This window comes from uncultured Nostoc sp., assembly GCF_937863485.1.
GTDB lineage: Bacteria > Cyanobacteriota > Cyanobacteriia > Cyanobacteriales > Nostocaceae > Nostoc.
On sequence record NZ_CALMFY010000133.1, the window covers coordinates 1 to 23888 of the forward strand.

At 42.0% G+C, this 23888-nt stretch carries 19 protein-coding genes and 1 tRNA gene; 10 read left to right on the plus strand and 10 right to left on the minus strand.

Annotated features, from left to right (window positions below):
- Positions 1-357 precede the first annotated feature (357 nt).
- From Q0541_RS17790 to Q0541_RS17810, 5 genes are all read left to right on the plus strand, one after another.
- Entirely contained in the window at positions 358-2166 is a 1809-nt protein-coding gene (locus Q0541_RS17790; RefSeq protein WP_298912811.1) for an ABC transporter ATP-binding protein, read from the plus strand.
- A gap of 38 nt (positions 2167-2204) precedes the next feature.
- A complete protein-coding gene (locus Q0541_RS17795) occupies positions 2205-2633 on the plus strand; it encodes a hypothetical protein (protein ID WP_298912814.1) in 429 nt (142 codons plus the stop codon).
- A gap of 241 nt (positions 2634-2874) precedes the next feature.
- The gene (locus tag Q0541_RS17800; RefSeq protein ID WP_298912818.1) at positions 2875-3489 is read left to right on the plus strand and encodes an RNA-binding domain-containing protein; all 615 of its coding nucleotides are present in this window, start codon (positions 2875-2877) and stop codon (positions 3487-3489) included.
- A 392-nt stretch (positions 3490-3881) separates the two neighbouring features.
- Entirely contained in the window at positions 3882-4712 is an 831-nt protein-coding gene (locus Q0541_RS17805; protein WP_298912820.1) for a metallophosphoesterase, read from the plus strand.
- A 339-nt stretch (positions 4713-5051) separates the two neighbouring features.
- A complete protein-coding gene (locus tag Q0541_RS17810; RefSeq protein WP_298912822.1) occupies positions 5052-5885 on the plus strand; it encodes a metallophosphoesterase in 834 nt (277 codons plus the stop codon).
- Positions 5886-6405: 520 nt separating this feature from the next.
- Here Q0541_RS17810 and Q0541_RS17815 read toward each other — a convergent pair.
- From Q0541_RS17815 to Q0541_RS17825, 3 genes are all read right to left on the minus strand, one after another.
- Positions 6406-7173 carry a hypothetical protein gene (locus Q0541_RS17815; RefSeq protein WP_298912824.1) on the minus strand — a complete coding sequence of 256 codons (768 nt, stop codon included), beginning with the start codon at positions 7171-7173 and terminating at the stop codon, positions 6406-6408.
- Positions 7174-7469: 296 nt separating this feature from the next.
- Entirely contained in the window at positions 7470-8936 is a 1467-nt protein-coding gene (locus Q0541_RS17820) for a DnaJ domain-containing protein (protein WP_298912826.1), read from the minus strand.
- A 147-nt stretch (positions 8937-9083) separates the two neighbouring features.
- Positions 9084-9695, minus strand: a complete 612-nt coding sequence (locus Q0541_RS17825; protein WP_298912828.1) for a DnaJ domain-containing protein — start codon at positions 9693-9695, stop codon at positions 9084-9086.
- Between the two features lie 29 nt (positions 9696-9724).
- Here Q0541_RS17825 and Q0541_RS17830 point away from each other — a divergent pair, with 29 nt between their 5' ends.
- The 3 genes from Q0541_RS17830 (at position 9725) to Q0541_RS17840 (ending at position 11622) form a co-directional block, all read left to right on the plus strand.
- Complete coding sequence (locus Q0541_RS17830; protein WP_298912830.1) at positions 9725-10846, plus strand: tocopherol cyclase family protein; 1122 nt, start codon at positions 9725-9727, stop codon at positions 10844-10846.
- A 33-nt stretch (positions 10847-10879) separates the two neighbouring features.
- Positions 10880-10953: transfer RNA gene (locus Q0541_RS17835), tRNA-Arg, on the plus strand.
- A 255-nt stretch (positions 10954-11208) separates the two neighbouring features.
- Positions 11209-11622 carry a type II toxin-antitoxin system VapC family toxin gene (locus Q0541_RS17840; protein WP_298912832.1) on the plus strand — a complete coding sequence of 138 codons (414 nt, stop codon included), beginning with the start codon at positions 11209-11211 and terminating at the stop codon, positions 11620-11622.
- 69 nt (positions 11623-11691) lie between these two features.
- On the opposite strand, the gene Q0541_RS17845 is transcribed toward Q0541_RS17840, so the two are convergent.
- From Q0541_RS17845 to Q0541_RS17860, 4 genes are all read right to left on the minus strand, one after another.
- The gene (locus tag Q0541_RS17845) at positions 11692-16944 is read right to left on the minus strand and encodes a hypothetical protein (RefSeq protein ID WP_298912834.1); all 5253 of its coding nucleotides are present in this window, start codon (positions 16942-16944) and stop codon (positions 11692-11694) included.
- The gene (locus Q0541_RS17850; RefSeq protein ID WP_298912836.1) at positions 16914-18251 is read right to left on the minus strand and encodes a P-loop NTPase fold protein; all 1338 of its coding nucleotides are present in this window, start codon (positions 18249-18251) and stop codon (positions 16914-16916) included. Before Q0541_RS17850 ends, Q0541_RS17845 begins: the two co-directional genes overlap by 31 nt.
- Before the next feature lie 736 nt (positions 18252-18987).
- The gene (locus Q0541_RS17855) at positions 18988-19845 is read right to left on the minus strand and encodes an SDR family oxidoreductase (RefSeq protein WP_298912838.1); all 858 of its coding nucleotides are present in this window, start codon (positions 19843-19845) and stop codon (positions 18988-18990) included.
- Between the two features lie 106 nt (positions 19846-19951).
- Positions 19952-20182: a hypothetical protein gene (locus tag Q0541_RS17860; protein WP_298912840.1), complete on the minus strand. Its 231-nt coding sequence runs from the start codon at positions 20180-20182 to the stop codon at positions 19952-19954.
- Positions 20183-20684: 502 nt separating this feature from the next.
- Between Q0541_RS17860 and tatC the strand changes: the two genes are divergently transcribed.
- Positions 20685-21479: a twin-arginine translocase subunit TatC gene (gene tatC, locus Q0541_RS17865; protein WP_298912842.1), complete on the plus strand. Its 795-nt coding sequence runs from the start codon at positions 20685-20687 to the stop codon at positions 21477-21479.
- A gap of 43 nt (positions 21480-21522) precedes the next feature.
- Here tatC and Q0541_RS17870 read toward each other — a convergent pair whose 3' ends face one another.
- The 3 genes from Q0541_RS17870 to Q0541_RS17875 form a co-directional block, all read right to left on the minus strand.
- Positions 21523-21933, minus strand: a complete 411-nt coding sequence (locus Q0541_RS17870) for a hypothetical protein (RefSeq protein WP_366941894.1) — start codon at positions 21931-21933, stop codon at positions 21523-21525.
- 2 nt (positions 21934-21935) lie between these two features.
- Positions 21936-22133 (minus strand): hypothetical protein, encoded by a 198-nt coding sequence (locus tag Q0541_RS34500; RefSeq protein ID WP_366941895.1) that lies wholly within the window; start codon positions 22131-22133, stop codon positions 21936-21938.
- A gap of 580 nt (positions 22134-22713) precedes the next feature.
- The gene (locus tag Q0541_RS17875; RefSeq protein WP_298912844.1) at positions 22714-23022 is read right to left on the minus strand and encodes a DUF3067 family protein; all 309 of its coding nucleotides are present in this window, start codon (positions 23020-23022) and stop codon (positions 22714-22716) included.
- A 229-nt stretch (positions 23023-23251) separates the two neighbouring features.
- On the opposite strand from Q0541_RS17875, the gene petC reads away from it, so the two are divergent.
- Complete coding sequence (gene petC / locus Q0541_RS17880; protein ID WP_298912846.1) at positions 23252-23791, plus strand: cytochrome b6-f complex iron-sulfur subunit; 540 nt, start codon at positions 23252-23254, stop codon at positions 23789-23791.
- The last annotated feature ends 97 nt before the right edge of the window (positions 23792-23888 follow it).

Sequence of the window (23888 nt, forward strand, 5' to 3'; positions counted from 1 at the left end):
TTGTTCAGAGTATCAACAACTGTGATTTTTTACAAATGATTTAGGATTGCTATATGTTGCGAGATAATTTTAGTTTATTTGATTATTTGGCGGATAAAATCTCACCTTGTCTGACTAATTTTATCGGGCTATTAGAATTATTAATTTAATCTTGTTTTCAGGCTTTACTTCCCACTCTTGGAATTTTACTTCCAGTGGAGATGGGAAAACTTTGTAGATTTCGAGCAATTCTATTCCTTCATAAAATACTAGTTTAAGTGTCTCATCAGTCTGTCTGAATTAAATCTTTAATCCTCCGACTCAGCACTCAGGACTTTGTTCTGTGTTAATATCAGTTGCACGAAACCGCAAAAAGCCGTGGCTACAGTATTAAAATCTCATCGGGTATCAAAAAGGCGTAAACATTCAAAGTATCCTCTCCAGCGTTTGCTTGAGTATGGACACCAGTATCGTAAACAAATTTGGCTGGCGATTACTTATTCTACCCTCAATAAATTTTTCGACTTGGCACCACCCGGCTTAATTGGCGTCGCGGTGGATGTCGTAGTCAAGCAGCAGGATTCCATAATTGCCCAGTTAGGGGTACGTGATGTCTTTGGACAATTTTTGATTATTTCCTTCCTCACTGTGATCATTTGGATACTAGAATCTGTTTTTGAGTACGCCTACGCTCGACTTTGGCGGAATTTGGCTCAGAATATTCAGCATGACTTGCGTTTGGATGCATACAAACATTTGCAAGAGTTGGAATTGGCTTATTTTGAAGAACGCAGCACTGGTGGTTTAATGTCTATCCTCAGTGATGATATTAACCAATTAGAGCGGTTTTTGGATGGGGGAGCGAATGATATTATCCAAGTTTCCGCAACTGTTATAATTATTGGCGCTGCTTTTTTCATTTTGGCTCCTGATGTGGCGTGGATGGCTTTGTCACCAATGCCATTTATCCTCTGGGGTTCCTTTGCCTACCAACGACTACTTGCACCTCGCTACGCTGATGTCCGAGAAAAGGTAGGTTTCCTAAATTCGCGTTTGTCAAACAATATCAGCGGAATTACTACTATTAAAAGTTTCACCGCCGAAACTTATGAAGCCTCTCGTTTGGAATTAGATAGTGACGCTTATCGCCGCAGTAATCGCAAGGCAATTATTCTTTCTGCTGCTTTTGTACCGTTAATTCGGATGCTGATTTTGGTGGGATTCACGGCATTACTATTGTATGGCGGGATGGCAGCGGTTTCTGGAAAAATGTCTGTAGGTACTTACAGCGTATTAGTATTTTTAATCCAGCGCTTGCTGTGGCCTTTAACAAGATTAGGCGAAACTTTTGACCAATATCAAAGGGCAATGGCTTCGACTAATCGAGTCATGAATTTGTTGGATACTCCCATCACTATTCATACAGGTGATGTATCGTTACCTGTGGAGAAAGTGCGCGGTGAAGTGCAATTTAAAAATGTTTATTTTGCCTATAAAGATAGATTTCCAGTTATTAAAAATCTGTCTTTGGATATTCCGGCAGGGAAAACTATTGCAATTGTAGGTTCAACGGGTTCTGGTAAAAGCACTTTAGTCAAACTTTTGTTGCGGTTCTACGAAGTGCAAACTGGAAGCATTACTCTCGATGGTATTGACTTGCAAAGTTTAAATTTACAAGATTTACGCCGCTGTATCGGTTTAGTGAGTCAAGATGTCTTTCTATTTCATGGCACTATAGCGGAGAATATTGCTTATGGTAGTTTTGAGACTACAGAGCAAGAAATTATTACGGCGGCGAAGATAGCCGAGGCACACGAATTTATTATTAACCTGCCCCAAGGTTATGAGACAATTGTGGGAGAAAGAGGACAAAAGTTATCTGGTGGACAAAGACAACGGATTGCGATCGCCCGCGCAGTTCTCAAAAATCCCCCCATTCTAATTTTAGATGAAGCCACCTCAGCAGTGGATAATGAGACAGAAGCGGCAATCCAGCGATCGCTCGAACGGATTACAGTCGATAGAACTACAATTGCGATCGCTCATCGTCTTTCAACTATCCGCAATGCCGATTGCATTTATGTCATGGAACATGGGAAATTAGTAGAGTCCGGAACCCATGAGCAATTGCTGGAGAAAGACGGTATTTATTCCGGCCTCTGGCGTGTACAGTCAGGTTTAAGATAAGTTTCGCCTATTGTCTGTGTCTTCATTACGAATTATTTATGTTTTTTGGTAATAGTCAACCAGAATCAGGTGATACTAAGTGGCGTCGCCAGTTGGATAAGTTTGTCAAAGCAAATCAGCAAGAATTGGCAGCGTTGTTTTGGGGATTGTGGTTAGCAAATGGTGACAGTCAGGGTACTGTTGGTATTGATTTGCAACCAACGCCGCATTTTGTTTATTGTCCGAAAGAGCAGATAGAGAATTTAAATATTAAAGTTGATAATCGACTTCAGGAAATTTTGGGGATTGTTGAGAATCATCAGCCAGAAATGGAAGTTGTGATGATTGGGATTGGTAAGGGTGAAATTAAGTTAATTCAGTTTGTACCGGAACCAGCACCACCAATTTGCTTTGAGCAAGCTGGTAAGGATGTGGATGGGTTATTAGAAGTTTTGGAACAGCGCATGAATGAGCAATTGTCAAGCTAAAAAATTGATTGATGAATATAATTTCTGTAATTAAACTTTGATGCCAAGAAGGTCGATTTTTATATGTCCTCAAACATAAAACCAAGCAAAAGCTGGAAAGAAAATTTTGCTCAATTTTTTGAATCCCCAAGTCGAGAAACTTTGCGTGAATTACTCCGCAACCATACAGGAGAGTATAATGATCTGGATTTTAAAAGAGAACTTGTTTCGGATTATGAAATAGCCAAGGATATTCTTTGGTATGGCTAATAAATCTGGTGGTGCAGTTATTTTTGGTGTTGAGGAAAAAAAAGAAGATAACAGCTTTAACTCTAAGGGATTGTCCGACTTAAATGATAAAACTGATTTTAAAAATAAACTTGAAAAATATCTTCCGTCTCAGCTAGATTTTGAAGTTATAGATTTTTCATACGAAGAATCAGAATATCCAAAACTAAAAGGTAAACGATTTCGGGTTGTGATTATAGAATATAATCCACGATATATTCCCTTTTTGCCTAAGAAAGATAGTGATAAAATTAAGCGTTCTCACATATTTATTAGACACAACAATAGTACTATCAATGCTGAATATGAACATTTGCAAGATATTTTAAATCGTAGAGTAGAAACGACATATTCCTCTACTACAGAAATGTCTCTAGCTGAACACCTTGCTCAATTGAAAGAACTATATTCAATGATACAAAAGAATCAACTTGGTTTGAATTTGGGTTTGCACTTTTTGGAGAATACATATCTCACACAGAAAAATCCATATTATCCAAAAGAAGAATATGATGCTTTTATTAGTAGAATGATTTCTGTAAAGAAGGAAGTAATAGAAGCTATAATCCTAAGAAAAGAACCTTTATAAAACAGAGTTTTAAATAAAGTGCGGTCAATACTGTCAAGTCTAGACGCGATGAGTATCTATAAAGTTTTCCCTCTTATAACTCAAAAAAAGCAGCTGGGTAAATGTGAAAAAACTCTGCGAACAAACCCTGACCGTAGAGTTTATTTAGATACGTAATATCAATCACTCCTGTTCATAATCGCAGGGTTGAATCTATATCTCCCCTCTTAAGAGAAATTCACTATAATCTGACATAAATTAACAGCAAAGCGATAAATCATTTAAATAAGTATAAATACGCTAATATCTAGAGCTTTCATGAAATTTTCAAGAAGTTGCATTGGTTACTACCCACAATCCGATAATGTTTAGTTAAGCTGTAAGCGCTATGATTGAGCTTTATTGAACGTCTTATGCATTGGTTATTATCTGGGCCGTTGAGTACAGAGAAATTGACGGTTAAGATTGCAGGGTTGCCTGCATCGTTACAAGGTAAGAAGCTGGTGCAGTTGTCAGATTTCCACTACGATGGTTTGCGGCTGTCGGAAGATATGTTAGAAAAAGCGATCGCAGCTACTAACGAAGCTAAACCAGATTTAATTCTATTAACTGGTGACTACGTAACTGATGAGCCGGCGCCGATTCACCAACTGGTACTTCGACTCAAACATCTGCAAAGTCGCAGTGGTATTTATGCTATTCTTGGCAATCACGATATATATCATAGACACGCAAAAGCAGAAGTTACAGATGCCCTTACTAGCATTGGAATTTACGTCCTTTGGAACGAAATTGCCTATCCACTTGGAAAAGAATTGCCACTTGTGGGACTGGCGGATAGTTGGTCACGGGAATTCTACCCTGCACTAGTCATGAATCAACTAAACCCCGACACACCCTGCATCGTTTTATCCCACAACCCAGATACTGCGGAGATACTGCAAGCATGGCGAGTTGATTTACAATTATCTGGTCATACTCATGGTGGTCAAATCGTGATTCCCGGAATTGGCCCTGCGACCTTGTTTTACGAAAAGGTTGTAAAAAAAATACCCAGAAAAGTGCGGCGTCTAGTCCCATTTTTAGAAGTAAATGTTTCTGTAGTCAGCCATTGGGAATGGGCACAGGGTTACCATCGGCTAGGAAAAAATCAGTTATATGTCAATCGTGGTTTGGGAACTTACCTCCCAGGACGCTTATTTTGCCGCCCAGAAGTTACTATAATTACCCTACAAGGTGAATGAAAAGGCAGGAGGTGGGGTCATTGACTTGTACTGAGCAAACGAGCGTCTCTAAGAGTTGCCGTAGCGTAGTCGTAAAGCCTGCGACATAGCTATGTCCTAAGCGCCAGCCTCTCGTAGAGAAGAGTTGTATATTTGCCATACTCCTACGGGAATCTTGCTAGCAAAAGCGTCTTGTAGAGTTGTGCAAGAGGAAAAACCCAGAACTAAATTCAGTGATTTCAAATAAATCAATTAGTTAATTGTATCTGGGGTATAAGACATAAATTATTGCAGTTTCTCAAGTTACATTTTGATTTTTGGTAAGCTGTAAGCGCTGGTATGAGGGATATCGGTTGTCTTATGCATTGGTTGTTTACAGGACATTTAAGAGTAGATAAAATCACGGTTAAGATTGCGGAACTTCCTGCATCTTTACAAGGGACAACGTTAGTGCAGTTGTCAGATTTTCACTACGATGGTTTGCGGCTGTCGGAAGATATCTTAGAAAAAGCGATCGCATTTACTAACGAAGCTGAACCAGATTTAATTCTATTAACTGGTGACTACGTAACTGACGATCCGACGCCGATTCACCAACTGGTGCTTCGACTCAAACATTTGCAAAGTCGCTGTGGTATCTACGCCGTACTTGGTAATCACGATATCTATTACAGCCACTCCAAAGCAGAAGTTACACAGGCGTTAACTAGTATTGGGGTACATGTGCTTTGGAATGAAATCGCCTATCCACTAGGAAAAGAATTACCATTGGTAGGACTAGCTGATTATTGGTCACGGGAATTCCACCCTGCACCAGTCATGAATCAACTAAACTCCGTTACACCCCGTATCGTTTTATCCCATAACCCAGATACAGCCAAGATATTGCAACAATGGCGCGTAGATTTGCAACTATCTGGTCATACACACGGCGGTCACATCGTTATTCCGGGCATCGGCCCTGTAGTATTCTATTATAAAAAGCTACTCAAACAAATTCCCAAAAAATTACGGCGTTGGGTAATATTTTTCCTGGGAGACTGTTCTAAAGTAGTGCGATATTGGGAGTGGGCGCAAGGGTTTCACAAGGTGGAAGAAAATCAACTATATGTCAATCGTGGTTTAGGAACTTATAAACCAGGACGTTTATTTTGTCCGCCAGAAGTGACTGTAATTACCTTAGTTAGTCATTAATAATTCTGAACTTGTTTAGCTAATTCAAAGCAGAAACCGCCTGAAGCTACGATGGATAAATATCAGCAGCTTGGGGCGGTTTCTTGAAGATTGGAGAATTTAGAGGTAACTAACTTAAACTTTGGTGGACAGTATTCGTAATCGCTTTACTCAGAATTGCACATCCTTATATTCCAACTAGGCAGGCATTTTCTGGCTGTGCGTTCGTAAAACCTCCAAAACAACTCATTGAACTTAAGGCAAAAACACATTCAATGGATGCCACAACTTCGGAGCGATCGCAATATCATTAGAGCAGGAGGCACAGGCTCTAACTTGAAAGTTTTTGTTTAACTTTTAACCTGTTTGTACCTTGCTCTTAATTTAGCATTCTGTTTGTTCAGCTACAAGACACGTTTACTAAACTTGAATACCATTAATTTATCGCAATAATTTAGAAATATTGCTTAAAAATTGTCCCACTTGCTATATGTTGGCGTTAATGCCAGCATTATCAAGTGGGCTAAAAATTCAGAAGCCGTTATTGAGCAGAACCGCGTGTAGTAGGATCATCTGCGGTAGAAGAACCGCTATTAGATTTACTGTTTGACTGGTCTACTCCTTGAGGTGGAGTGGTTTTAGAGGTGTCACTTTTCGTACCTGGAGCAACAGTATTAGTAGAAGTATCGCCCTTGGTCTGCGAAGTCGGAGTATTACTCGTTGGACTCGTCGGGCTTTGTGTGGCTTTGGGGGTTGGCTGGGTTGCAGAAGGTGCTTTTTGTGCCGCAGGCTGCTGGGGTGGAATAGTAATGTTAATATCCGGTTGGCGAGGTGGTGCAGATGGAGTTATAACCTGCTGTGGAACAGGAACAGCAACAGGAACAGGTATTTCCCTAGTTCTTTCGATTATCGTCGTTCGTGGTTGAGGAGATGCACTGGGAGTTGGACTACTCTTACTCGGTACAGGAACCACGACCGGCACAGTATTGTTAACGGCTGCGTTATTCTGCTGGTTGAAGTACCAGACCCCACCTATAAGCAAACTAAGCAAGGAAGTAATAATAACACCCAACAGCAAACCACCACTAGCATTGTTATTGTCACGCTCGGTTAAATCAGCTTGCTGATTGCTACGCTCAGTATTTCGACCTTCTACGTAACCCTTACTATAAGAGTTGGGATTATCTGTGCTGTTCTTGACTGTTTCAGTAGTTCGCGTCAAGTCAGTGTGAGTATTACCATTTATATCAGTGTAAGATTCTTGCTTAACTTCACTGTTTTTCCTTTCGTGTTCATTGGGAATAGACATAGCTGTTGATTTAACTCCTCAGATACGATATTGACAAACTAAAGCTTTGTAAGAACAAGAGGTTTTTATGAGTTGAAAAATGTATGTTGCTGATAAATATTGAGTTTTATTTGCTACCCAACTGTTGGTAATTCTCAGGATAACCTCTGTGATTAGCAAGTGGCTCTATCTCTAGGGAGTTAATACTCAATCAAAAGAAAGAGTACCTCCAAAGATAGATGTTATTAAACTGTCAGGTAATGCATTGATAAAAAATCTAGTGATTTACTGAAATCATCTAAATTTTTAATTTGTTGTTAGACATCGCAGCGCCAAATTTTAATTGTCATGTCTCGACTACCACTAGCTAGGGTTTTGCCATCGGGACTGAAAGCGACAGAGTTAACCCAATCCGAATGGTTATCCAAAGTGTAAAGATTTTGTCCAGTGCTAACATTCCATAACTTCACGGTATGATCTGCACTACCACTAGCAAGATGCTGACCATCGGGGCTAAAAGCTACAGACCAAACATAACTATGATGTCCCGCAAGTGTGTTAATTGGCTTACCTGTACTGATGTTCCATAACTTGATAGTCTGGTCATAACTACCACTAGCTAAAATTTGCCCATTAGGGCTAATGGCAACACAAGTTACCCAACCTGAATGCCCGTTGAGAGTTTGCAGCAGTTTTCTACTCTTCCAATTCCATAGCTTAATGGTATTGTCTGCACTACCACTAACTAAAATCTGCTGCTTTGGGCAAATAGCAAGGGAGTAGACTAAGTAGGAATGACTTTTGAGGACATGCAACAATTGTCCCATGCCTATATGGGAAATCTTGATAGTGGTGTCTCTACCGCCACTGAGGATAGTTTGACCATCAGGACTAATGATTACAGAAAAAACTGGGGTTGAATGTACTTTGAGGGTGCTGAGTAATTTACCTGTAGATACTTGCCAAATCATCATGCTGCTGTCGTCACTTCCACTAACCAGAGTTTGGCTATCTGGGCTGTAGGCGAGGCATCTTACCCATTTTGTATGACCAGTGAGAGTATGTAACAATTTCCCTGTGTCGAGATGCCAAATTTTGATAGTCTTATCAGTACTTCCACTGGCGAGAGTTTGCCCATCTGGACTAATTACAGTGGTAAAAACCCAGTTCAGATGACTCAGAGTGTGTACACATTTCCACGGTGAAGGTTGAGGTTGCGGTTCAGGTGGCTTTGGCGGTGGCGATGTAGGTTTGGGTGGTGGTGGCGGCGTTGCTGGCTTTTGTGTTGGTGATGAAGGTTTAGGCGATGCTTTTTTCTGTTTCAGTTCCAGTTCTGCGGCATTTTTAAAATCAGACCAAGCTCTATTTTCATATCCAAGTTTTGAGCAAGCAAGCCCTCGGTATCTGTAAGCTTTAAAGTATTTAGGGTTGAGACGAATCGCTTGGCTAAAGTCTTCAATTGCTTCAGTATATTTTCCTCTTTGAGCTTTCTCCATGCCGCGTTTATAGAAACTTTCAGCATTGAATGTAGTGGAATCAATTGTGGTGGAAGTAAAAGCTGATTGATTTGTCTCACTTGGTTGATAAGACTTTAACCTTCCATAAGCTTGATTGATTTCTTTGATTTTTGCTTCCGCTTCTAGCTTTTGCTGCGGTTCGAGAAAACAATCTGGATGCCAAGTCTTAGCCATCTGGCGGTAAGCTTGCTTGACTTCCTCAACAGATGCACCTGGTTTTAACCCCAGAATATTGTAAACATGATTTATATCAAAGCGATCGCTCATACTAGGAAATCAGCAGCAAATCAAACTCTACTTAGTATTCCCAAGCATAAGTATTATCTAACTTAAGCTATGGTGTCGCTGTCTGAAGCAACACGTAGTAGGGGCACAGCATTGCTGTGCCTCTAAGAATGATATGTATTCCACTTCTTATCTCCAACGCCGATTTAGCCGCAGTAAACTTTTTATCCCCTCACAAAATCTTTTTACCAGAGTTCTAGGCTTTGATATCGGTCTTGGTGAGCGTGATGTACGTGCAGCGCCCGGATTTGTTAACTCTTGTTCTATTTGTGCAGCTTTATTTAAATCTGAAGCGGCTCTATATTCGTATCCTAGTTGAGAGCAAACTAGCCCACGATATTTATATGCGTCAATATAGTGAGGATTGAGACGAATCGCGTGGGTAAAATCTGCGATCGCATCTTCATATCTTCCTTCTGTAGCATTCTCTACTCCCCAACTATAAAAAGTTTCTGCATCCCAACGATTGACAGATATTTTTGTGGGATTTGTAGGCGAAGATGAAGATGGGTTTTCAGGAGTAGGAGGCTCGGATGGACTTTCAGATTTGAGCTTGTTGTAAGCTGCGTTGATTGATTTGATTTTTTCCTCAGCTTCCTGTTTTTGCTTTTGCTCAAGAAAGCGATCGGGATGCCAAATTTTTACCAGTTGACGGTAAGCTCGCTTCACTTGTGCTTGTGATGCACCAGTTTTCAGCCCAAGAATTTCATAAGCATGATTGAGATCGAAGTCATCGCGCATACTGAAAAAATCGGCAACTATATAAATCTATGTTAACTATTCCTCTAAATCTCCTTCAATCAACCCAAACACCTCATTCTGGCTATCACTGGGATGGCAGTAGTCGCCGCTTCTTTGAAGGCTGGTATTACCGCATCACGTTACCGGAAATTGGGCAAACATTCGCCTTTATGTACTCCATCGAAGACCCCATCGGCGGTAAACCCCACAGCGGCGGTGCAGCCCAAATCCTTGGCCCGGATGATGAGTATTTATGCCGGACTTTTCCTGATGTGAACAAATTTTGGGGTAGTCGGGATGTCCTGGGTTTAGGTCATTGGGGTAAAACGGATTTGCAAGTTTCTCCCCTATACCTCCTGCCAGCCGAGTTTGAGCATCATGTTCAAGAGGGTTATCAAGCCACAGCCACTTTAAATCAAGGAATTATTCGCGATGGCTTCGCCAACGCCAAGGGCGAACGTGCCACCAATAATTATTGCCGTTGGGAGTATGAAATTCAACCACTATACGGTTGGGGTAATAAAAATAGTATTCAGCAATCAACCGCAGGCTGGCTCTCATTCTTGCAGATTTTTGAACCCGGATGGCAAATTTTAATGGCTCACGGTCTAGCCAGCGGAAAGATTGACTGGAATGGCAAAATCTACGAATTCACCAACGCCCCAGCCTACGGCGAGAAAAATTGGGGTGGTGCTTTTCCCCAAAAATGGTTTTGGATAAATTGTAATTGCTTTGAGGGCGAACCCGACTTAGCATTAACTGCTGGCGGTGGACGGCGGGGTGTGCTGTGGTGGATGGAATCTGTAGCCATGATTGGGTTGCACTATCAAGGCAAGTTTTATGAATTTGTTCCCTGGAATTCACAAGTAGACTGGGAAATTCAGCCTTGGGGTAGATGGCAAATGAGAGCTAGTAACTCAAATTACGAAATTGAATTAACAGGAACCACGGATCTACCTGGTACACCTCTACGTGCGCCTACAGAGGAAGGTTTAAGATACTGTTGCCGAGACACCATGCAAGGAAAGCTAAATTTAGAGTTACGAGAATTAAATGGAAGAAAATCTAAAATAATCCTGAAAGCAGAAAGTTTTCTTTGTGGTTTAGAAGTGGGCGGCGGCTCTTGGGATAATTATTGGCAGTCTCGCTAAAACTACTGCTATGATAGTATATGCTTCATAGTTGGGGTTGTAGCTCAGTTGGATAGAGCGGACGCCTCCTAAGCGTCAGGTCGTGCGTTCGAGCCGCACCAGTCCCGTAAGCAAAAAAATCCCTAAGACCTTGACTAATAGTAGGTCATAGGGATTTTATTTTTACCAGTCCTAAATTGGCAGCAGCTTTTAGTGACAAGACTGATGAAGTAGCATTAACTAAGCCGTCTGCTCAAAGTGTTGCCTGAATTTGAGCAATGTCAGAAAGTCCTCCAGAAATTCCAATAATAGAAAATGTGAAGCCGCCAGAGGTTAAACTGACGGCTTTAACATTATCATGAGACAGAAATGCTAATCAGGCGATGACAATCTATGACGGTCTTGGTAAACAGCAACTTATCCTCGACATTCTTACCAACGATCCCAACTGGTTTGATTGGTCAGCCCATCAACTGACAACCTATGTTCGTCAAGACCAACTTGCGATCAATCCCATCATCTACGCTGAGATTGCCATCGGCTTTCTCAGAGAACAGGAACTCATCACTGCATTGCCAGAAGATATATTTCAACGTCTCCCTTTACCTTGGGATGCGGCATTCCTAGCAGGTCAAAGTTTTCTTAACTACCGTCGTCGTGGTGGCGCAAGAACCTCCCCATTGCCTGATTTCTACATTGGTGCCCATGCTAGCACTGCTAATTTGCCTCTCATTACCCGCGATGTCAATCGCTATCGCACCTACTTTCCCAACGTTAGCCTCGTTTCACCTGAATAGCCATTAAATTGAACGAGCAAACGCATTAGTACAACAAGGTAAAAGTAAATTCGATAATCAAATACGCTATCACCTACCAGAACATAAGGCGCGATCGCTGTTCATCACTTTCTGGTTAGTCTGCAAATAATCATGCAGCAAATTGCAACCTTGCGCCAGTAATTTTTCCAGTCCGATATCTGCCAAATTCTGGAAAATCACTGTGCCATTACCACTACCCGCAGCGAGAGTCTTACCGTCAGGGCTGAAACTGACGCTGGTTAATTCTTGCTTATCACCTTTCAAAGCAATCAACAACGTCCCTTCGCGGTTCCAAATTCTCACTTTGTCATCACTGCTAGCTGCTAAAGTCTTACCATCAGGGCTAAAACTCACACTAATGAAACTATCGCCATCCCCGGTGAGATTATTTAGCAGGTTCCCATCCCGGCTCCAAAGTTTCACCGTGCTATCAATACTAACTGAAGCGATCGCCTGACCATCAGGTGACCAAGCAACCCCATTTACCCGGCGGCTATGACCAGTTAAGGTGTATAGTAATTTACCATCTATACTCCAAATTTTCACTGTTTTATCATCACTGGCTGAGGCTAATAACTTGCCATCGGGACTAAAACTTACCCAATTCACCGCATCTTGATGTCCCTGCAAGGTGTTGAGCAGTTTACCGTTGCGACTCCAAAGCTTTACTGTTTTATCTTTACTAGCCGAGGCAATCACCTGACCATTAGGTGACCAAGCTACACTCAAGATGGTATTATTATGACCCTGTAAGGTGTTGAGCAGTTGACCGTCAAGACTCCAAAGCTTCACTGTTTTATCTTTACTAGCCGAAGCGATCGCCTGGCCATCGGGGCTGAAACTGACTCCCCAAACTTCACCCTCATGCCCCGTGAATGTACGGATTATTTTCCCGTCTCGACTGAAAAGTTTTATAGTTTTGTCTCGACTCGCTGCTGCTAAGGTGCGACTATCAGGGCTAAAACTGATGCTAGTTACCCAGTCATCATTATCAGCTTTGGGCTTTCGCAGTAACACATCGTCCCAATGCCAGAGTTTAATAGTTTTGTCCCGACTTGCAGAAGCCAGGGTGCGACCGTCTGGACTGAAACTGACACTGTTAACCCAATTATTATGCCCCTTCAGCGTTCCCAGCAGCACACCTTCAGAACTCCAAAGTTTGATTGTCTCGTCGGTACTTGCGGAAGCGATCGTGTTACCATCGCGGCTAAAGCTGACACTGGTAACTCCAGCACTATGCCCTGATAAGGTTCGCAGTAACTTACCCTCCAGATTCCACAGTTTGATTGTCTGATCTAAACTAGCAGAAGCGATCGCTTTCCCATCGGGTGACCAAGCTACACTTTTGACTGCATCATCATGTCCCTGCAAGGTTTTAAGCAGCTTACCAGCGCGACTCCACAATTTTACCGTCTTGTCAGCACTCGCGGAAGCAATGATCTGTCCATCAGGTGACCAAGCGATACTCAAGACCGCACCATCATGTCCCTGCAAGGTTTTAAGCAGCTTGTTATCCCGACTCCACAGTTTCACTGTCTTGTCGCTACTCGCCGAGGCAATAATCTGACCATCGGGGCTGAAACTGACACTATTCACCACACCCTGATGCCCGAATAAGGTAGCAAGCAGTTGACCCTCTCGACTCCACAGTTTCACCGTCTTGTCTTGACTGGCGGAAGCAACGATTTGACCATCGGGGCTGAAACTGACGCTATTAACTACATCTTCATGCCCCGACAAGGTTTTGACCAAGCTACCATCAGGACGCCAGAGTTTGATTGTAGTATCGGCACTGGCTGAGGCAATTAAAGAGCGATCGGGGCTAAATGTAGCACTATTTACCCCAGATATATGCCCCTCCAAGCGGTTATATTCTCTTAACCCAGAAACTGCTTGATAGAGTGTCGTCTGTACTTCCTCTCTTGTATAGGAATCTACCCAGACTGTTTGTTGTAATTTTCTCCCCGCCTTTAAACCTTCCTTTAAAGCATCAATACCTTTTTGGGAGGCAAAGAGGGCATCACTTGATGCACTGAGGGTTTTAATTTCGCTATCTATTGCTGTGACTATAGAAACACTTAATCCCAATATGGCAAGAACACAAGCAGTTAGTGCGATTTTCAACGAACGATTTAATTGAGCTTCACTGAGCCTTTGTTTCTTTTGACTTTCTGCTAGTTGAGAAGTTAATTCTTTTTCTTTGAGTTCAGCTCGCAACTGCTCAATTTCTAACTGACTCAATTCTTCCCGCTTGTGTAACTCCCGCAATTCTGTTAATAAGTCCAAACCCGGTTGGGGATGAGTATCTACTAATTTGGTTCGCTGCTTATTTTGGCTAAGTTCGCTTTTAAGTCGCTCAATCTCAGCTTGACTCTGTTCTACTTTATAGCGCAACTGGTTAAGTTGTACCTGTAAACTCGATTCCTGTTGTTGTAGGTAGCGAATCAAGTCTACTAAATAATCGTGAATCAGTTGATAACGTTCTGGTACATCAGGGAATAATACCACTAACCCGGAGCTAACTAAAATGTCTAATACTAACTCTAATTTGCCAGCATCTTCTACCTCTGCTAGCTGTGCCGCTAACTCAGCACGAGTTTTAAAAGGTCGGTTGTTACTTTCATCTGTTAATAAATATAAGACGAGTAAGGCGGCTCGTTCATTTTCTGGGCCGCAGTCTTTAATCAGTTCCTTAATATATCGCTCAATAAGTTTGTTGGGTCTATATGGCTGATATTCTTCTAATGTAGTAATCCGCTCATCTTGGATTTGTGCTCCGACAACTTGCAATTCAATCGGGCGAACTTCACCAAATTCTGTTGACAAATCTTCGATTAAGGCATCAATTAAAGCCGGCTCTAAATTAAATTGCGATCGCTCTGTCAATTTTTGGATAATCGCTTTCGCATATTCTGGTGAAAAATTGTTTAACTGGTAGCGAATATGCTTGTCGAGAATATTATTATTAATCGCTTCCAATGCCGAAAGATGTTTAAAGTCTAATAACCGATGTAAATAATCTTCTCGTAAGGAAAGGATAACTTTGACAAAGGGTATATTCAGGCAGTCACTAATAAATTTATCAAATTCTTGCTTTTGATTGCGATCGCTATAACCAAAGAAAAATTCTTCAAACTGGTCAAAAATTAAAACTGTGATCAGATGGTTATCAGCATTTTCTTGGAGTTGTTGTAAAATTCTCACGATGGTGATCGGTGTGCCAGAGTAGGGCAAAGCTTCCGGTTCAATGGCTACTTCTAGCTTAATATCAGCGTAGATGGCAAGGGATGCATCACTAGACATTGCCTCACTTAAAGATTTTCCTAGTTCCCGCGCCCAATCGGTGTAAACTTGCAGTACCACTGGCACGGCTATTTGATCGCCAATGGCTCGATTTTGCAGTGCTGGAACTAAGCCCGCAGTTACAATAGAACTCTTACCCACCCCTGATTGACCGTGAATCACCGTCAATTTTTTATCGGCGCGGCTAATTCTGCCAATTAAGTTATTAATATCACGCTCCCGACCAGAAGCAGCAATTTCTAAAGCAACGCTGCTACTCCCAGTAGATGACATCAATGCTGGATTTGTCGCCTGTCTTTGCGGTTGCAAGCGCCCTGCACCGATAAAAGCCCGAAAACCATACTGCTGCTCAATAGAACGCCGTTTTTGTCGAATGTAATAGGCTTCCAGATAGCGACCTTCTTCAAAGTAAAGCGATCGCAGTCTCCGCAATAGGCGAATATAACGATGGGCATCGTATTGATGGGCACTGCTTTCTAAGGCTCTTGGCAGTTCTTTTGTCGCCTTGTCCAGGTATTCACGAGCTACTTCTAGCTCACCTAAATTTCGCTGTGCTTTCGCTAAAACTAAATAGTAAATTTGCCCCAATAATAATGGAAATAAGCAGTTATAAGGGTCATTATGCTTTTGCGCCTCAGCTAATTTCAGCAGTGATACGTGTGCTAATATACTCGCCTGTACCCAGCGCGATTGCTGCACAGCCACTTGCGCCAGAAAACCGTAGTCACAAGCTAATTGGATTTGACTACCATAAGTTTGATGCAACTCCAGGGACTTTTGAGCAACCGTCTGCAATTCTTCCCACTCTTGCAGATATTGCAAAACCTCTGCAAGTTTACCAATAAATCCAGCAACTATGTCTGAACGCCCAGCCACCTGCAAGACATTGAAGCACTGCTGAAAATAAGATTTAGCTGTGTACCAATGGCGGCGGTTTTCTATTTGATTTTGCTCTGCGAAACGGCAATAACACAGCCCAATATAAAACAGCAAGACTCCCTGTCGCAGAAGTAGGGGAGATGGGGGAGATGGAGGATATGGCGAAGAAAATACTTCTTCATCCCCCCTTGCTCCCCCTGTTCCCTCATCCCCTCTCTCCACCAACTTTTGCCAAACTTGCAAACTTTGCTGAAAATGCTTTAAAGCTGTATTGATGCGATCGCTAATATAATTATCTAGACCAAAAACAAATTCTAAACTAGCGTGTAATTCTGGCTCTAAGGTAATACCCCGATTGTGCAACTCTCTAATAGCAAACTGGAGTTCATAGCTATGTTCCCAGACTTGCTCCACAGTGGAATAATGCTTTGCAACTTCAGGAGGTTGATGTTGTGCAGCATTCTGACTTTTCACAGGATCTGGAAAACCTTTCTCCTGCTTTTTGAGAGGCTTTGAATTCTCCCCCAATCCTCCAAGGTTTGGCGTTAGCTTTTCCACATCACCTGAATTGTCAGGTGCTGCATTTGGTAACACCGTGGCAAACAAAGAGTCAGTTTCCTGTTGCAAAAATTGCAGCAATGACTCAGTTCTCATTCCAAACTGAATTGGTGTAGCCGCCCAACTAGCGAAATCTGGTGCTAAACGCACCACCTTTTGCAATACTTCCTCATTCACCCACAAAATCATCGGAAATGGGTGGCGTTTGCGAAATTCATCACGAATATGATTGATAGACCTAAGTAGATCGTCGAGTCCATCTACTGACTCTAAACCCAATATCATCAATGCTGATGGCGGATTATCTTCGGTTAGTAGTTGTAAATGAATACTTGTGTAAAGGCTTCTAGCATTATGCGGCAGAACTACCTTTTGAATTTGGTGTACTCCTGAAGAGAGTTCTTCGAGTCGTTGCAGCATTTGCTCTTGCAAAACTCGATAGTTGCAGCACACCAAAACCAGAGAGAATTGACCCTTAGAAAGGTCAATTGCTCTTTTCAAACTTCGTAAAGCCCGCTCGTTAGCTGCTCTTATATCTGCTTGTGGGTGTCGTTCAACCATGATTTAAATTTTTCCGTCTCTGCTAAAACTGGGTTGACGGCAAACCAAGCTCCCTGATGATCGCGGTATTCAAATACAAATAAACTTCGCAAGAGAATGTGGTATTCTATATCACCTCTAACTCTCTGCTGTTGCACTACCTGAAAGATTAGTTCCCATTCATGGGGGTCGATGGCATTAGCTCGGTAATCGCGCTGTCTTTGAATCACCAATTCGACACACTCCCGATCAAAGGGTGGATCTTGTTCTCGCAGACAGTCAAACAATAACCCTAGCAAGTCGCGCACATGACCACCACTAATCAGGCACAACCGATCTAGGGTTTCCAGATTATCAAACACCTCTGTAATTAAGCTTAACCGATCGCTAGCCAAAATGTCTGGAAAAGCTCTAGCTAGAACCATTTGCCGCAACATCGTTAGCCCTTGAAGGAAAATCTCCCCAGAGCGCAGACGTACAGGGATCATCGGTAACACTTTTGGTGCGACTCCACCTCCCAAACGATGCTGAAGTTCGGCGCTATCGTTAGAGAAAGTCAGTGCTAAGGGAATAGTGTAGACTACATGACAATTCAGTTTGCGTAACTGTTCACCGCGCTGAATAAATAAGTATTCTGGTAGCGATCGCCCCGATGGTAAAGGTCGAATTGCAACTCGATCTAGGTTATCAACAATGACCACCAGTCCTTTTTTACCCCTGGCTTTCAGTTCCTTGTTGGCACGTTCTAGTAATTCTTGATTAATTGACTGTAAAATATTTGCTGTTCTCGGTTCGAGATAATCCCTTAACCGCCGCCGCAATTGGGGGCTTTCTTTAGTTTTAGCTGTAATTTTGGCAATTCCCACAGACAACTCTGCTTCTACCCCAACGTCAATTGGCGTCTGCAAGAAATCGACAAGTTCACCAAACAACTTGGTAAAGTAGGTAGGTTTGAGCCTAATTTTCATTGCTTCTAGGCTTTCACTCACTTGGCCGGCGATTGCCAAGAGAATATCAGTCACATCCACATCTGCCATTTCTAAGACATGGGTAGACTCAAAGTAAACTACATGAAATTGCTGCACTTCTAATTCAGCTTTGAGCCGCAACAACTCCGTTGATTTTCCACAGCCGAGATGTCCTGTAAATAGTTGACAAGTTGGTACATCCGGCGATATTCGAGCGATCGTGCGCTGCAAAGCCTCAATGATTTTACCACCCCGCACCGCAGCAAAATCGATATAGTACCTGCGATCGCTGGCATTTCCTATGATTAGAGGTCTGCTCGGATTGCAAGCCTGATAAAATCTTTCCAAATCTAAGAGCATAACTAATCGAGTTCACTTAGGAATGGGGATGACAAAATCTGCTGAATAATAAATATATTGGTTGTAGGGAATTTATCCCTTAATTTAAGTACATCTCACTCAAACTACTAACTAAACTAGCAGCATTCTGGTTAATTGTTCATATACAGCAACAGTCAGGAATAAAACAGTCTTTTTATATGGCTTTGAGAGTTAGTACACTGTGGCGTCAGTTTGCCTATGTTTAACAACGGGATTTTGCCCGTTGCTTGGTTAATCAGATGGTAGCTAAATTTTTGCCAAGCTGTACCAGTTTGTCTACTACACCAATCTGAAATCTGCTGTATATATAGGTTGGATGTAACACATGGCAATGCTGATATTTGATTTTAAGTAAGCAGAAATACTACTATAAGTATAACTAGCTAATATTGCCAATATTTAATAAGGTACTCTTATGAATATTAAAAATATCCAACACAAAAAAAGGTACTGTTGAGTACAATTTTGAAGTTTTTTTGAACATAGAGTTCTATTACAGCAATTTTCAGGTAATTAAACTGTACTATGGTAGCTCTTTGACTCAATTTTATATCTCGTTCCTAAATCAACATAATGTTGGTGACGAAAGTCATGATTTTGTTGATGAAAATCACGATTTTGTTGATGAAAATCACGATTTTGTTCACGACAGCTTCTGCATTTAGGGTGACCATCCCTGAAGTAGTGAGAATCGGTGAACTGAAAAGAAAATAATCTACAACCCCATTGAGTATAAAATTATCTTGTCATGCAGCCTGTCAGGCAAAATATGCTTCAGCACAGATCCGATTTTGGCATCTTGTCCAACGAGATAGCGTGTCTTGGGTTGTTTTGCAGTCAGCGCCTGGACAACAACCTGAGCGACAATATCCGCAGAAATTCCCCCAGATGCGATAATCTGCATTTTCTTGCGGACAATATTCATCGCCTTACCGTAAAGATTTTGTGCCGATTGTGGTAGACCCTGCTGTGCTATTTCAGATTGACTTAGAGACTTTTCCCAGATTGGGGTAGCGATCGCACCAGGTTCAATAATTGAAACCGAGATTCCCCAAGGACGTAACTCCATCCGCATGACATCAGTGAGTGCAACGAGCGCAAATTTGGAAGCATTGTAAGCTCCCAGGAACGGCGTCGGACTTCTACCAGCAATGGAACCCATATTGACAATTCGACCCCGACTTTGGCGTAAGAGAGGAAGAAATGCTTGTGTTACTGCTAATTGTCCGCTGACATTAACCTGCATCTGGTGTTGAAATTCTGCGATCGGTAATAATTCTAAGGGGCCAGGGACAGCAATTCCGGCATTATTCACTAAACCTAAAATTCCCGCACCACCGACTGCATTTGTTACTTGATCAACCGCAGATGCGATCGATTCAGCGTCAGTAACATCTAAAAAAATTGGAATGAGCCTTTGTGACCCTTTTTGTTTAAGTGTTTGAGCATCAATATCTTGACGCACGCCAGCAAAAACAGAGAAGCCCAACAGGTCTAAAAGCAAAGCACACGCCTGACCAATTCCTGTCGATGCTCCTGTAACCACTACTGTCCCTTGATTTTCTACAACCATTAATTTTCTGTTTTGATGATGGGACTGCCGTAATTACAAATTACGAATTACGAGTTACGTAGCTTGCTTCTCACCGGAGGTGAGTATTACGAATTACGACTTAGTATCAATCTTTGCAAGTACCAGCCCGAAGGCAATCTTCGGTTTGGTCATCTCTAGCTGATATTTGCCACGGCAATATGCGTGACTGAGCATTTGTACTGTAAGCAATTAGAGCAGGTATTATGGGAAACTGGTCTTTGACAATTGGCAAGTCACTGCTACTAGTATTGCCTAGCTCAACATTGTATAAATAAACAGGCAATGCCATTAGGGCAATGCAAATTGTCCGCTTCATACCCAACCTCAGCTAAAAATTTCCGATTGCGCTATGTATGTATAGATGCCACCTTGATGAACCGGATTTTTAAAACTGAGTATTATATTATGTTGATGTTGTGTGAATTTACCCAGCGCTACTAGTTGCAGAGACGTGATTTATAAATTATCGGTTCCACCCTTTTTTTAGGTTAGGCATTGCCTACAAGATGGCTTCCTACTAACTTATGCAGATGCAACCCCAAAAAACAGGACAAAAAACCTATAGCACCCAAAAACATATCTTGGTAGCTGCATTCCCCAGATAAAATAATGAAGAGGGCTGAGTTAAAAGACCGTTCACAAAGGACAGGACATATATCAAGTGCATTAGTACTAATTATAAGTTAGTTCCGAGTTCCAAGTGCTAAGTGAAAAATCTTGCTGATTACTCAGCACGGGCTAAACGCCCCTCTACCGCTAACAGCACGGGCTAAACGCCCAACAGCACTCAGTTACAAATGTTGCCTACTAGCTAACCCATGACGCCTTCACAAGATGTAGATAGTGTAAACCTTCCCAACATCGACCCAGAAGAATATGGCAACTCAGACACTGATCCTCTTGATGAGTTGCCAGGTGAAGTCGAAATGTCCCTTTTCGACCACCTAGAAGAGTTGCGACAGCGCATTTTTTATTCGCTGATTGCCGTAGCGGTGGGTATTATTGGCTGTTTCTTTGCCGTTAAGCCGATTGTTCAGCTACTTGAGGTTCCAGCACAAGGAGTAAAATTTCTCCAACTCGCACCGGGAGAATATTTCTTTGTCTCTCTCAAAGTTGCAGCTTATACTGGCTTCGTACTTACTAGTCCTTTCATTCTTTACCAGATTATCCAGTTTGTGCTTCCAGGAATGACTCGCCGCGAACGCCGTTTACTGGGGCCTGTGGTTTTGGGTTCGAGTGTGCTGTTTGGGGCTGGGTTAGTATTTGCCTATTTACTGCTTATCCCCGCAGCTTTGAAATTTTTCATTAGCTACGGAGCAGATGTAGTTGAACAACTTTGGTCAATTGATAAATATTTTGAATTTGTGCTGCTACTGTTATTCAGCACCGGTTTAGCATTTCAAATTCCCATTATCCAATTGTTGCTTGGTAATTTAAATATTGTTTCCTCTAAACGGATGGTTTCTGGTTGGCGTTACGTGATTATGGGAGCAGTGGTTTTAGGAGCCGTCCTTACACCTTCTACTGACCCCCTAACTCAAAGTCTTTTAGCAGGAGCAGTTTTAGCACTTTACTTCGGTGGTGTTGGACTGGTTAAGCTCACAGGTAAATAATGCGATCGCACTGCTTCAATTCCAAATTCCAAAAAATCTCAACTTAGTTGATGAGTGCAGTTAGTAAGATCCTAACCACTATTTCCAACTCTTCAGTAACACGATACAGGTTGATTCCTTGCTCAATACACTGTGTCTGTCGATATAACTTGCCAAATTGCCAAACATTACCTGTTGTTACTGCTCCTAATATTTCTGTTTGAGTAGAATCAGTCCACCTGTCAAGAGCTATCATCTCAGTTGCCAGTTGTGTAAATCCCCTATTTATATCTGCTTGCCTGGCTTCAATCACAATTAAACTAGTTTGTGTTCTGAGGAAATAATTAAAATTACCTTGAAGTCGGTTATCAACTTTGATAGTGTATTCAATTCGTAATTTAGCGTGGGAATAGTGAATTAAATCGGTAACAATTGGCGCAATTAGCATTTCCCGGCGTGTAGTTTTGTTCTCCAAGTCTACATCCGGTAAAACTTCATCAATTGCTTGAGGTCACCAAGTCGGTCTAATGTGCCAGAATATTGTGGTAAATTAAGAAGTTTCCGCTCGAAGGAATAGCCAAATTTAGCAACTAAATCGTCAACCGCAAACCCTAGCTCAAAGTAATTACTAAAAGTATACGAACGATTTGAGTCTAGCAATGGTTGGCGGCTCATTTGAGTTTCCTGATATTTGTTTAAAACCTTGCTCTTTGTGGGCAAAATAAGTATTAAATATTCTTTTTTATTAAAACTCTATACTTTTATGGGTAAAGTATTCACTAATTCTGAATTATGACCAGAAACAAAAAGGTACAAGCCCCTAAATTTATTTATGGAAAATAAAAAAAATGTATTTCGAGATACGTAGTACAAGAAATACTACGTCAGTTGACTCAGAGCAACTAAATTTATTTATGGGGTTCAAAATGTTTGAATGAGTGACTTTTGGACGCCAGTTGCTTCTCCTGTCGGAGACGCTCTTGCTAGCAAGATCTCCGTAGGGGTACAAGTCGGCAGAGCCGGACGCCAGTCGCTCATGGGGGAAACCCCCATCGCCCTTGGCGTCTCCCCTTGGGAGAAGACCGCGCTGGCTCCCCAACGCACTGGCTCCTTTTGACTTCCCCGAACGCAAGAGCGTCTCCAAGAGTTGGGGCTGACTCCTGTTTCATTGGACTGATGTAGTGGCAATGCAGTACTTTTGTATAAAAAACACTGTAATTACTCAGAAAATTATTAATATTAATGGAATAGTAGGTCATAAGATCCATTCCGAAGAACGTTCGCCCAAATCTAGAGGAATGCTAACAGCTTTACCGAGCCGGGGGCGATCGCGTGTTTGGGCAATAAATTTTTGTACTTGTATTGACCCACCCAAGGCATGAAGATAATTAGCAATGCTATCAAGATGCTCTTGGTACTCCGCCTCGCTTAAGGGAAAAGAAGCTTGCTCCAGGTATTTCCACATTACTTGCAAAAATATCTTTCCCTGTACCCGCCGGAACTGGACATCGTAAGAGTATCCCCACTTATCAAGCAATATCTGATGTAATTCCTGTCCTGTCATAGCTTTTCTCAATCAGATTTTACATTTAGTTATGATGTTAAGTTCCGTGACTCCAGTATGATAAGGATATAAAGAAATGTAATGCTAACAGAAAAGATGCTAAATATATCTTGGAACAGAGAAGTATGGCATCGTTGTGAGCGCTAGCATTTCGACTTAGACAAGAGTTCCTCAGGTACTAGTACTTTTGTCAAAATGCTTAACAAAATACACAAAGAGCGCGTAGATTATGGCTCAATTTTCTGAATCAGCAGACGTGCCCGATATGGGGCGTCGTCAGTTCATGAATTTGCTCACTTTTGGGACTGTCACTGGAGTGGCTCTGGGTGCATTGTATCCCGTTGTCAAGTACTTTATTCCACCCGCAACTGGTGGTGCTGGTGGCGGTGTAACGGCAAAAGACGAGCTAGGTAACGATGTTAGCGTCGCTAAATTTCTAGAAAACCGGAATGCAGGCGATCGCAACTTAGTCCAAGGACTAAAGGGAGATCCCACCTATATTGTGGTAGACAGCAAAGAGGCAATCAAAGATTATGGCATTAACGCTATCTGCACCCACTTAGGTTGTGTCGTCCCCTGGAACGTTGCTGAGAACAAGTTTAAATGCCCTTGTCATGGTTCTCAATACGATGCAACTGGCAAAGTTGTCCGGGGTCCAGCACCTCTGTCTCTGCCTTTGGCCCATACTAATGTAAACGACGACAAAATCGTTTTGACACCTTGGACTGAAACTGACTTCCGCACAGGTGATGCACCTTGGTGGGCTTAATCAGTGCTGTTAGCGGATAGCTATGGTTTAGCACGTACTGTTAGCGATAGCGGGGCGTTTAGCCCGTGCTGAGTTAAAAGTCTAGAGTCCAAAGTCT